Annotated in this window: 6 protein-coding genes; all 6 read right to left on the reverse strand. The window is 61.9% G+C overall.

The window, feature by feature from the left end; genetic code table 11:
• Positions 1 to 18: 18 nt before the first annotated feature.
• The 6 genes from NQ559_RS14885 to NQ559_RS14910 all read right to left on the reverse strand — a co-directional run bounded on the left by NQ559_RS14885 (position 19) and on the right by NQ559_RS14910 (position 11,772).
• Positions 19 to 984 carry a FecR family protein gene (locus NQ559_RS14885; protein ID WP_018696014.1) on the reverse strand — a complete coding sequence of 322 codons (966 nt, stop codon included), beginning with the start codon at positions 982 to 984 and terminating at the stop codon, positions 19 to 21.
• A gap of 269 nt (positions 985 to 1,253) precedes the next feature.
• On the reverse strand, positions 1,254 to 2,195 hold the full coding sequence (locus NQ559_RS14890; protein ID WP_018696013.1) for a glycerophosphodiester phosphodiesterase: 942 nt from the start codon (positions 2,193 to 2,195) through the stop codon (positions 1,254 to 1,256).
• Between the two features lie 85 nt (positions 2,196 to 2,280).
• On the reverse strand, positions 2,281 to 4,329 hold the full coding sequence (locus NQ559_RS14895) for a BACON domain-containing protein (protein WP_018696012.1): 2,049 nt from the start codon (positions 4,327 to 4,329) through the stop codon (positions 2,281 to 2,283).
• A gap of 30 nt (positions 4,330 to 4,359) precedes the next feature.
• Complete coding sequence (locus NQ559_RS14900; protein ID WP_018696011.1) at positions 4,360 to 5,874, reverse strand: RagB/SusD family nutrient uptake outer membrane protein; 1,515 nt, start codon at positions 5,872 to 5,874, stop codon at positions 4,360 to 4,362.
• A 38-nt stretch (positions 5,875 to 5,912) separates the two neighbouring features.
• A complete protein-coding gene (locus tag NQ559_RS14905; protein ID WP_033395210.1) occupies positions 5,913 to 9,179 on the reverse strand; it encodes a SusC/RagA family TonB-linked outer membrane protein in 3,267 nt (1,088 codons plus the stop codon).
• Positions 9,180 to 9,219: 40 nt separating this feature from the next.
• On the reverse strand, positions 9,220 to 11,772 hold the full coding sequence (locus NQ559_RS14910) for a GLUG motif-containing protein (RefSeq protein ID WP_169342437.1): 2,553 nt from the start codon (positions 11,770 to 11,772) through the stop codon (positions 9,220 to 9,222).
• Positions 11,773 to 11,822 lie beyond the last annotated feature (50 nt).

Here is an 11,822-nt window from a genome sequence, read left to right on the forward strand (position 1 = left end):
TCGGCCGCAGGCCCCGTATCATTCGTTGCGGATCACCTCGCAATGCGTTCCGGTCATGAACTCGACGATGTCGACGACCTCCTCGAGCGAATTGCTCCGCAGGTAGTTGATGTCGTAGCGTTTGCCGTCGTCGGGCGACATGATGCGTATGCGTACGCCGTAGCTCTTTTCGATGCCGGCGATGATCTCCGTGATCGTGGCGCCCTTCATCGTGACCAGGTTGTAACGCCTGGTCACATAGAGCGGCGCGTTGATTTCGGCCACCTCCATGTCGCCCATCCGGGCGTCGTACACGGCCCGCTGGTTGGGATGCAGCCGCACGAGGTTGTCGCCGCCGGGGGTTTCGAGGCGTACGGCGCCGCGTTCGAGCACCACCTCCGTGAACGGGTCGCCGGCGAGCGCCCGGACATTGAAGGCCGTGCCCAGCACCCGGATCGCCAGCTCGCGGGTCTCCACGACGAAGGGATGCCGCGCATCGTGCGACACGTCGAAATAGGCCTCGCCGTCGAGCCGCACGATCCGCTCCCCGTCCCCCTTGCCTACGGCATAGCGCAACTCGGTGCCGTCTTGCAGCCACACCTGCGTCCCGTCCTCCAGATGCAGGACGGCCACGTCGCCGGTATGGTTGGCATAGGACTGGAACCGCCCGGCTTCCGGCAAGCGCAGACCTGCCAGCCAGGCTGCCGCGACCGCGATCACGACCACGGCTGCCGCAGCCGCTGCGGACATCCAACGCCGCCATGCGAACCGCGCGGGGCGCTGCATGGCGTCGTCGGCGTCGATACGCGCGTTGAGCCGCCGTAGCATGGCATCGCAGCGCTCGCCGGTGGCGGGGGAGATGAGCGTCCTGTGTGCGCTCCATACGGCCGCGACTTCGAAAAACAGGCTGCGGTTCTTCTCCGAGGCTTCGAGCCAGGCATATACCTCCCGGTCTTCGGCCCCGCTCGTCCGGCGGACGAGGTATCTGTATAGCAGTCTCTCCATATCGGTTATGGTAGGGGTATCTGTATGGCGTTCCAATATGTATACTTTTAGGGTGTTACCTATACTATACAGCCATAGGCACAAAAATACCTAGTCTGTTTTCACTTTTTTTTCGAAAAAGTGCATTTTTTCTGGAATCCCGGGAAATACGGGTCGAGGACGAAGCTGCGCAGGGCTAAAGGTAATAAAAATATCCGGGCTTCAAAGCCCGGATATCATCCCGGCCGTACCTCCGGCACAGGTGCCGGGCAGGATACGGAACGGTTCGGTCAGTTCCATTTGCCCAGCAGCTTGCGGGGGTAGTTCGTGCAGATGGCGTAGAGTTTGTCCTTGTAGGCCAGGTAGTAATCCATGTCGACATCCAGGTCGGCATTGTATACGCTGAGCTTCAGCCCCGCATCGAGGAATTTCTGCACCGAATAACCGTTCTTGTTCACGGTCTTGCCCTCGAAATAGAGGTTTTCGGTCGAGAGGTTCGCCCACGGATAGCCGTAGGAGATGTAATCGGCCGGGTTGCGGAAGCTCATCCACCCGGCATTGCTGCCCACGGCGCCCGCCGCGGCGAGCGAACGCTGCCAGATGGTGACGGGGCTGCTCGAACTGATTTTCGTCGCATTGCCCGTGACGATGAACTCGCAGAAATTCTGCGCGCCCATCTCTTCGATGATCTCGCACGCCCGCTCGCACGCCCTGGCCGAAGCCTCGCGCCCCTCTTCGGTCGATTTGCCGTCGATGGTAATGTTCTTCACGTCGAGCCACAGGCGCGTGGTTCCCGCCTCGAGCACCACGTCGATGAAGTCGGCCAGCGAGGGCAGCTGTTCCCCGTTGGCCAGCGTCCCGGCGGCACGCAGTTCGGCGAGCGTATGCTCCCACGGCTTGAGGTTGTTGATGTAACACCCCGCCGATGCGTGCGCCACCACGACATCGTCGTCCTTCGTAAGGTAGATGTCGCACTCCGACGCGTAGCAGCCCAGCCCGATGGCATAGTTGAGCGCCGCCACCGAATTGTCGGGGAACTGCCGTGTCCCGGCCTCCGTCGAACCGCCGCGGTGCGCGACGACACGGTTGCCGACCTCGGCCGGGGTTTTGATCTCGGTGCCGGGCTTCGACGGCCCCGTCCAGTCCTTCAGCGGATCTTCGTCGTCGCTGCATCCTGCCGCCAGGCCGGCTGCGACAAGGGTGAGGAGCATAAGCATTTTATAGTATTTCATAGGTTTTTCTTTTTTTATTCGTTGTCGTTCCATGGCCGGAGCCCGGGCCGGACAGGGGCGTTCTCCCGTCCGGCCCGCTCCGGATTCAGAAATTCTCGTAATTTTTCACACAGCGCACCGCGGCTCCCGAACCGTTGCCCACGTCGAACCCGTCGTCGAATACCATATCGGCCGAAGTCGTACAGTAGGCGCGCCACAGGGCCATCTTCGAGGCCGTGGTCTGTCCCATCATCGGAATCAGGCAGTAGAAGCGCACGTTGCCCGAGTTGGCGCAGTAGTCATAGCCGCTCTTGTAGAGGCGCCACCCCTGCGGGTAGAGGTTGAAAGCGAAGGCCTCGGCACCGTTCGAAATGGCGGTCGCGGGGTTGAACTCGGCGTCCTGCCACTCCTTGCAGCGCAGGTGCGCCGCCACATTGGCCGCATTGCCCGAGGTCATGGCGCCGTACGATGCCGTCGCAGCCGCCACGGGGTAGTCCGAATAGCTCTTCGACGACTCCGCCACCGCGTAGATCAGGTCTTTCCAGTCGGACATGTTGGCGATATGCCAGCCGTAGGGACAGATGCCCTGCACCTGCATCGAGAGCGACGGGTGGTCGGCCTCGGCCTGCGTATTGCCGCCGTCGGAGGCTGCGTAGTCTTTCAGGTCGGCCTTGAGGATCGGTTCCAGCGTGATGCTGTTGCCCACGGCATCCACGACCACCGTCCCGGCGCCTCCCAGCGGGAAGGGCATCAGCAGGGCCGGGCTCAGCGCGCCGGCCGGGTCGCCCGTCAGCGTTTCGTACGAACTGTAAAGGCGTCCGTAGACCGAAGCGCGCGTCGTCACGCCGTCGGGCATCATCAGCTCCTTGAGCGTCCCGCCGTTCTCCTCGGTGTCATAGGCCGGGTTGCGCATCGAATACTCCGCTTCGTCGTAACCGCCCGTCTTCGAGCCCCCGACCAGACCGCTGCCCAGCTTGTAGGTGCCCATCGCCGCGCCGCCGTTCCAGTGCAGGCCGGTCGTCATCCACGTCTTGGTCTTTCCGTCACGCGTGACGTATTCCTTGGTGGGGTAGCCGGCCAGTTCCGATTCGGGCATGCTGTTCACGGTCGAGATGCGCGTGAACTCGGCCTTCGAGTCGGCTGCCACCACGTTGTTGTCGTCGTCGAGCGCGATCGTCACGCGCAGGGCGTTCATCCCCGCAATGCCGAACGTGAGCTCGGGCGCCGCGGCCTCGGCAGCCGCGTCGGCCAGTACGGCGAGTTTGCCGTCGGCCGTCAGCGCATAGCGCGGATAGGCGTCCGGCGTACGCGAAGTCGAGAGGATCACCTTGCCGCTGCGGAAATAGTGGTCGAGGCCGAACACCAGGTCGTTCTTGTTCATCTGTGCGGCATCGCCGAAAGCCGCAAAGTGGGGTATGCCCGACCCGTAAATAAACAGGTAGGTTTCGTTGGCCAGCTGCCGCACCTTGATCTGCCTTGTGGCGAGGCTCGTATCCTCCGTCCCGGCGCTCACAGTCACCGTCGCCTCCCGCATGTCGGTGGGTGAGGTGTTGTCCGAAGCCGCGAGGACGACCGTCCCGGCCTCCCTGTCGAGCGTGCAGGTGAGCCACTCCACGCCCTCTTCCAGCTCGGCCGTGACGGTCGAGGCGGGCATGTTGGTCTCGAAGGCCACAGTCACCTCGGCAGGCTCCAGGGCCATCATTTCGATGTCCGATTCCGTCGAGAGGGTGAGCGTGGCATCGGGTTTGAGCCCGACCTGCGTGATCGGAAAATCGACGCTTTCGCCCGTCTTGGAGAGCGTTACGCGCAGCGTTCCCGTGCGCTTGTAGTCCGTATTCGCGGAGCAGGTGATCCGCAGCGCCTTTTCGACCGCGCCGTCGGGCGAGGCCGTATGGTAGTCGAGCGTGGCCCAGTCGGTGCCGACCAGTTCGGCATACCAGTCGCTATACATTTTGCCGTAGGGGTTCACCGTCACGATGTATGTGCCGAACGCCAGTCCGTCCGTCGTCCGCCCGTCGGCATCGAACCCGATCGCGGCGGGCGAAATCGAGATGCGCGCCTCCCGGCTCGTGTTGTCCGCATCGGTGCCCGACTCGTAACAGCCTGTGAATGCCGCGGCGGCGATGGCGAGCAGGCCGGATATGAATTTTCTCATAGCTGAATAGTTTTCTGTTGGGTAAATGGATTAAGACCAGCCTTCGGTCTGCCTGAGGTTGCTGTTCTTGTTGATCGCCGAGGTCGAGATCGGGAAGAGGTAGATGTTGGGGTTCGTCGAACCGCCCACGCCGCCCTCGACACCCGTATTGGGCCAGTATTTGAGCGGGCAGTAGGTGTCGATGTAACCCAGGCGGATGTAGGTGAACCACAGGTTGCCCTCCTCGGCGAATTCCCAGCGGTTCTCCGCAGCCAGCGCTTCGAGCACGTCCTGCTGCGTGGCCGAGGTGTAGAAGTCCGCCTTCCCGTAGGCGCGCTGGGCGACCACGTTCAGCTCCCCGAGTGCCTCCTTGTACTGTTTCCTGTAATAGTACAGCTCGGCACGGAACATATAGTACTGCGCATACCGGTAGAGGATCAGGTCGTCGTCGTAGAGCAGCGTTCCCGAAGACCAGTCGCCCGTGAACTTGTTGGGCCATCCGACCTTTTCGTACATGTCGCTCACGCCCGTGCGCTCCATATAGGTCACGTCGCTGCGCTGGTCGTTGTTCTGCTCCTTGTTCCGTTTCAGTTCGCCGATGAATTCGTCCGCATAACAGAACCACTGGTTGCTCGATACCGGCACGCCGCCCTCGACGTTGCGGTAGGAGGCCTTGACCTGCGTCGAGCCCCAGATGAAGCGCTGGATGTAGCTGGCCGAATGCACCTCGTTCGTCGCATCGACATGCAGCGCGAAGGCGATCTCCTTGTTGGCCTTGTTCTTCACGTCGAACACATCGGCGAACTTGCCGAGCAGCGGCGTGCGCGTAACGGCGTCGAGCGCCTCCCCGGCCATCGTCAGGTAGGAATCGCCGCCTTTCTGTACGGCGTACATCCACAGCGCGAAGTCGGCCTTCAGCATGTTGATGTTGTCCACCGTGGCATAATAGCAGCCCTGGGCGTTGGAAGTGATGTGCGTGAGCGCGCTTTCGATGTCCTGCGCCACCTGGGCGTAGACCTCGGCCCTGGGCGAACGCGAAGGGTAGATCTCCCGCCCGGTGCTCTCGGTGGGCGTCAGGATGACGGGTGCGTCGCCCCATACGCGGGCGATCCAGTAGTAGACGTATGCCCGGACGAAATAGGCGTTCCCGAGGCAGTAGCTGCGCGTCTGGTCGGACATTTCGACCGACGGCGCGTACTTTATCACCGAGTTGCACTGGTTGATACAGGTGTAGAGGTTCGTCCAGCTTACCGACGACGTGCCTCCGTTGAGCAGGCTGTGCAGTACTTCCAGCATGTCCGAGTCCATCAGCGAACGGTTCGTACCGCGATCCCACATGGCGGGCCCGACGCGCAGTTCGCCCCAGAAGAACTGGTTCGTGTAATTCTGCCGGAAGGCGTTGCGCAATTCGAAATAGATACCCGTCGTCGCGCCCGTGACATCGCTTTCGTCCACCCACATGTTCGTCGTGTTGAGCTGGTCGGAGTTGACGATATCGAGCTCGCACCCCGCCATCGCCATCGAGGCGGCGCCTATCGCTGCAATATATAGCTTATGGAATTTCATATTCGTATATTCGATTTAGTTGTTGAGAATCATCCCGTTCAGAATGTGGCCTTCAGGCTGAACATCACCTTGCGCGTGGGTGGGTAAATGTTATAATCGGCCGAGCTGGTGTTCACCGCGCTGTACATGCCCGTGCTCGATCCCGAGGAGGCCACCGCCGACTCGGGCGACACGCCCTTGACCTTCGTCCAGTATACCAGCGTGTTGCCCGATACCGAGACCGTCAGGTTGCCCAGCCCGAGCTTGCCGATCCACCGCTTGGGGAAGCTGTACGACAGCGTCACGTCGCGCAGACAGAGGTAATCGCCCTTCTGCACGTTGATGTCCGAGATGCGCGAATAGTTCTTGTTGCCGCCGTCGGCGTCGTTGGCCGACAGGCGCGCCAGCTTGGTGTTGTCGCCCGGCTTCTGCCAGCAGTCGTTCGCATCGTAGATGAGGTTCCAGTTGCAGTTGCCCATCGAGGTTTGCAGGCCGCGCGTATACATGTAGTTGTAGACCGAGTGCCCCAGCGCATAGTCGACGTAGACCGACAGCGAGAGGTTCCTGTACTTGAAGGTATTGTTCATACCGCCGGTGGAGTGGGGCGTCACGTACCCCAGCAGGAACATGTCCTCGTCGTTGATCTGCTCGCTGCCGTCCGCCGTACGCGCCGACCCGGCGCGGTTGAGCCATTCGTAGTCGCCGATGTCCTTGCGGCCGGCGATCGAACGGCCGTCCGAACGGCGGATGCCGTGTGAATTGACGTCGTACAGCGCCGCGTCGGCCTGCGCCTCGGTTTCGATGATGTAGGCGGTCTTGTAGCCGTAGATGCGCCCCATGCGTTCGCCGACAGCCGTGCCGCCGAAACGGAATCCCGTCTCCGACATCGTGTACCCGCCGATACGCCATGCATCCTTGCCGTCGACGTCCTTGTACCTGTACTCGTCGGGGAGCGACAACACCTTGTTCATGTTGAACGAGTAGGTGAAGTCGGTCGTCCAGGTGAAGTTCTTGCTCTGGATGTTCACCGTCGAGAGTTCCACCTCGGCGCCGTAGAAGCGTACCGAACCGACGTTCTGCCGGGCCGAGCCGTAACCCGACGTATCGGGCAGCGTGACGCTGAAGAGCAGGTCGGTGGTCTTCTTGTTGTAATAGTCGGCCATCAGGCGGATGCGGTCGTTGAAGAATCCCATGTCGACGCCGATGTCCAGCTGGTGGGTGGTCTCCCATTTGAGCCTCATGTTGGGCAGCGCCGTGGGCAGGATGGCGCTCGCACCGTTGTAGATCGACGTTGCGCCGAACCCTCCGTAGGCATCGTAAAGGCCGATGTAGTTGTTACCCGTCAGGCCGTACGAGGCGCGTATCTTGAAGCTGTTGAAATTGCGCACGTTCCAGAATTTCTCCTCCGAGACCACCCAGCCGGCCGACGCCGCAGGGAAATATCCCCAGCGGTTTCCCTCGGCGAATTTCGACGAGCCGTCGGCGCGGAACGTGAACATGAAGAGGTACTTCTTCTTGTAGTCGTAGTTCAGACGCCCGAAATAGGAGGAGAGCGCCTCGTTGGTGTTGGTGTCCGCCCAGCCCGTGGCGTCCGTCCCTGCGGCCAGCGTCGGCACCTTGTCCGAATCGGCGCCCGTGACCGTCAGCGAAAGGCCGTTGACCGTGTTTTTCATGTAGTCAAACCCGACCGTGCCCTCGATCGTATGATCCTGCGCGAAGGTCTTGCGGTAGTTCAGGTAGCCCTGCGTGCTGAAGCGGTTGGTCTGCCCCCACTTCTCGTAGGTGCGGCGCTGGTTGGAGATTGCGTTGCCCGCCAGGCGCTGGTTGTCGATCCTGTAATAGTTGTGGTTGGCAACCTGCATCACGGCGCGCAGCCCGTCGACGATTTCCCATTCGAGGTTGAAATTGGCCGTCATGCGGCGTGCCGTGTAGTTGCTCGTATAGTAACGGTCGAACCATGCGGCCGAGATGGTCGTGTTGTTGGTTCCCTGGGCGGGCGTGCCGTCGTCCAGGTAGTCGCGGTGCGTGGCAGGCATGAACATGCCGCGGCCCACGGTCGTCCAGTAGGTGGCGATACCCGACGAGGGGAGCGTGTTGCCCTTCGTTTCCGAGTAGTCGAACACGGTCGTCGCCTTCAGGTTCCTGAGTATCTTGAACGAGGTGTTGCCGTGGAAGGTGAAACGCGAGAAATCGGTGTTGATGCCGATGCCGCCGTCCTTCGTGTAGCCGGCCGACGCGGCATACTGCACCTTGTCGTTGCCGCCGTTCACGCCGACGTAGTAGTTCATCCAGTACGAGTCGTCGAACCATTGCTTCTGCTGGTCGTTGTCCTGGTAGGCGATCAGTTTCGAGTGGTCGATGGGGTCGACCATCACCTTCCAGCCTGCGGGGACATCGGCCGGCGTATCCACGAATTTGGGCGTCCACACCGAATTGTCGCCGTTGCCGATGCCGGCGGAGTTGGCGCCCGTCAGGATGCCCGAGCCGTAGGCGTAGGTCGAAGGGTATTCGTTCAGCATCGTGCGCATCGTGCGCAGGTAGTCGCCGCCGTTCATCAGGTCGAACCTCACGGCAGGCGAAGTCCATGCGGCCTGCGCCTCGAATGTCACCTGCGGGCCCCGTGCCATGCTGCCCTTCTTGGTCGTGATGAGGATTACGCCGTTCGAGGCGCGGGCGCCGTAGATACCCGCCGAAGCGGCGTCCTTCAGCACCTCGATCGACTCGATGTCGTTGGGGTTCAGGCCGGTCATTTCACGGTTCACGCCGTCGATGATGATGATCGGGGCGTTCGACTGGTTGATCGACGAACCGCCGCGGATCAGGAACACGGGGTCGGAACCCGGCTGGTTGTCGGCCGACGATACGCGCACGCCGCCGACACGTCCCTTCAGGGCATCGCCGATGGAGTTGACCGGGGCGCCGACAAGTTTCTCGCCGTCCACCTTCGAAACTGCGGCCGTGATCGTGCGGCGCGACTGCGTGCCGTAACCGATCACCACCACGTCGTCCACCATCAGCGCATCCTCTTCGAGCACAACGTCGATCACCGAGCGGGTACCTACGGGCACCTCCTGTTTCTTGTAGCCTATGAAGCTGAATTCGAGCGTCGCATCGGGGCCCGCCTGGATCGAATAGCGGCCGTCGGCCCCGGATGTCGCGCCGGTTGCGGTTCCCTTCACGATGACGGTGGCGCCGATCACCGGTTCGCCCTTCGCATCCCTGACCGCACCCGTTACGAGGTTGCCCTGCGCCTGCGCGTCCATCCCGCACAACACCAGAGCAATTATACATACACTTTTCAAAAGTGTCGTAAGGACTCTTTTCATAATAGGTTTCTTTCAGTTAAGTAATTAATGATTTGCCGGGCTATTTCTCCCCGAAGGTGATGCCCGACGACGAGCCCCCGTCCTGGAAGCCGACCGCCAGTTCCGCATAGTTCGTCCCGGTGAGTGCCGTGCCGTTCACCGAACCGCCTGCGGCGCTGTCCTCCACGCTTTTCTTGTTCCAGCCCACGAGTGCCCCCGCATGCAGCGCACATGCCACCGCGCCGAAATTCCTGCATCCGGACACGGCGCCCACGTCGTTGCGCCCGATGATGCCCCCGGCCGCCAGCAGCGCCGAAGTGCCCTCGACAGTGGCCTGTACCGCACCGTTGTTGACATTGCCCGTGACGGCCGACTTGTCCTTGGTATTGTAGTCGTAGCCGACGATGCCGCCCGCATAGGAGCTCTTGCCCGCCTGGGCATTGTGCATCCAGACCGCACCGTCGTTGGTGTTGTTGGTCGCATTGCCCGACTTGATGATGCCCGCGATGCCTCCGGCGCCGATATTGGCGTTGCTGGAATTTACCGTCGCCCAGACCTTGCCGCTGTTCGTGCAGCCGTTGGTCACCGCCGTGCCGTCCGTGCCGTCGTAGAAACCCACGATGCCGCCTGCGGCCTCCCAGTTGTTGGCCGTCGCCGTATAGGCCAGGGTGATGTCGCCGCTGTTCGAACAGTCGTCTATCGTGCTGGCGTTGTGCGTACCGACGATACCGCCGATGCGGGTCACCTGCAGTTTGTCGGAGCTGACGGCCGCCCTGTTGGCACACCCCGTGACCTTCGCCCCGCTGTACGTCTGCCCCGCGATGCCGCCGATGCAGAGGTAACCCGCGCCTGCGGCATTGGCCTGCACGAATTTCACCTCGGCTTCGTTCGTGCAATCCCGGATCGCCGCCGCATAGTTCACGCCCGCGATCCCGCCGATGAAGCAGTTGCCGTTCATGTTCGAGACGACGGTGCCTTTGTTGGTGCAGTTGTCGATCACCAGCGTCGGGCAGCTGTCCACGATGTAGGCGACGATGCCGCCGATGCGGTGGGCTGCCGACGCGCCCGCGTTGTCAAACCGGATCTCGCCCGCATTGGTGCAGTTGCTGATGGTCGTATTGACCGCGGTCTTCATCACCGAGGCCGTAATTCCCGCCACGGCGTTGCCCAGCCCGAGCGAAGTCATCACCGGGCCGTGGTTGTGGCATCCGTCCAGCGTGATCGCCCCGGCCGCGTCGCCCGAGCCGTCGACGATGCCCGCGATACCGGCCACATAGCTCGCCACGCCCGCCGTCGCCACGTTGCTCACCGCGCCGTAGTTCCTGCAGCCGCTCATCTTCCCGTTATACAGGCTGCCGACGATGCCGCCCGTGCGCGACTTGCATCGGGAATCCGCCGTGACGGTCACGGGTACGAAGCTGGTCACGCCGGTGAGCGTATTGTTCGATTGTGCGACGATGCCCGCATAACACCACGTATCGGTGTCGGCGCTGTATTTGAGCTCGATGCGGCTCGTCCCGTCATAGGAGGTGCCGTCCTTCGACCCGAAAACCACATCCGAGATCGCCCCCTTGGCATAGGCGAAGAACCCGGCATAACGCCCGTCGGCCGATACGTTGATATTGTAGATACGGTGGCCGTTGCCGTTGAACGTCCCCGTGAAATTCTCGATCGGCGTCCACGGGACATTCCGCATGTCGATGTCGGCCTGGAGGTCGACGATGGCACCGCCGTTGTCGTCGGCACACTCCTGCGCGAAGTTCACCATGTCTTCATAGGTGGCGATCCTCAGCCGGAAGAAAAGCTCGGTCACGGCTCCGACGCAGTTCCCCGCAAAGGCCACTTCCTGCGTTTCGAACAGGTTTTTGACGAAGACGCTCCCGTCCGTACAGGAGATCGTCGCCTTCAGCCCGCCGTCCACCTTCGTACCGCTGGCGATCAGGAAATTCACCGTCTGGGCCTGCACCAGCGACATTTCGCCGATCTCCATCGTAAGGATGTCCGACACCGCGGCATCCTCGCCGACGGTCACCGCACCCGTCCGGGGATCGACCACGGCCTCCGATACAGCCAGGTGCCCCTCCACACCGTCGGGGTCGACCGGTTCGAGCGTGATTTTCGAAATGGTCTTCGAAGCCTCCTCGCCGATCGTGAGCGACAGCACCGAAGCCAGTGGCTTGAAGTGCAGGCCGAGGCTGCCCAGGGCGGGTGCGGCGTCGGCCGCATAGGCATACATCGGCAGGGTAGCGCCCGTTTGGTCGGCACCGACCGCAAATACGCCGTCGATGGCCTTGAAATAGGCCGTCACTTCGCCGCGTGCGTCCGCGGGCAGCGAGAGGGCCACCGGATGGAACTCGACACCGTTGCCGGCGTCGTAGGTTTCGTACACATAAGACACCCCCTTGTAGCCGACGATGATCTGGTCGCCTTCCTGCCATAGGGGAGCATACGCCTCGCCGTCCCCGGTAGCGGACGGGATCGCATCGATCGTCGCAAGGATCGTCACGGCATCCGCCGAAGGTTCGTCCACGGGGGATACCTTCGGATGCGTGTTGTCCTCCGAACAGCCTGCGATCGCCAGCATTGCTGCTGTGAAAAGAAAAATTTTTCGCATGGTTTTGTTTTGTTGGTTAAGAAATATTTGGTTGGTGGAAATACGGGTTG

It is taken from the genome of Alistipes onderdonkii (assembly GCF_025145285.1).
GTDB lineage: Bacteria > Bacteroidota > Bacteroidia > Bacteroidales > Rikenellaceae > Alistipes > Alistipes onderdonkii.

What these genes read in the sequence shown, in the direction of transcription:
- NQ559_RS14885 (WP_018696014.1), bottom strand. Translation starts at nt 984, where the DNA reads ATGGAGAGACTGCTATACAGATACCTCGTCCGCCGGACGAGCGGGGCC.
- NQ559_RS14890 (WP_018696013.1), bottom strand. Translation starts at nt 2,195, where the DNA reads ATGAAATACTATAAAATGCTTATGCTCCTCACCCTTGTCGCAGCCGGC.
- NQ559_RS14895 (WP_018696012.1), bottom strand. Translation starts at nt 4,329, where the DNA reads ATGAGAAAATTCATATCCGGCCTGCTCGCCATCGCCGCCGCGGCATTC.
- NQ559_RS14900 (WP_018696011.1), bottom strand. Translation starts at nt 5,874, where the DNA reads ATGAAATTCCATAAGCTATATATTGCAGCGATAGGCGCCGCCTCGATG.
- NQ559_RS14905 (WP_033395210.1), bottom strand. Translation starts at nt 9,179, where the DNA reads ATGAAAAGAGTCCTTACGACACTTTTGAAAAGTGTATGTATAATTGCT.
- NQ559_RS14910 (WP_169342437.1), bottom strand. Translation starts at nt 11,772, where the DNA reads ATGCGAAAAATTTTTCTTTTCACAGCAGCAATGCTGGCGATCGCAGGC.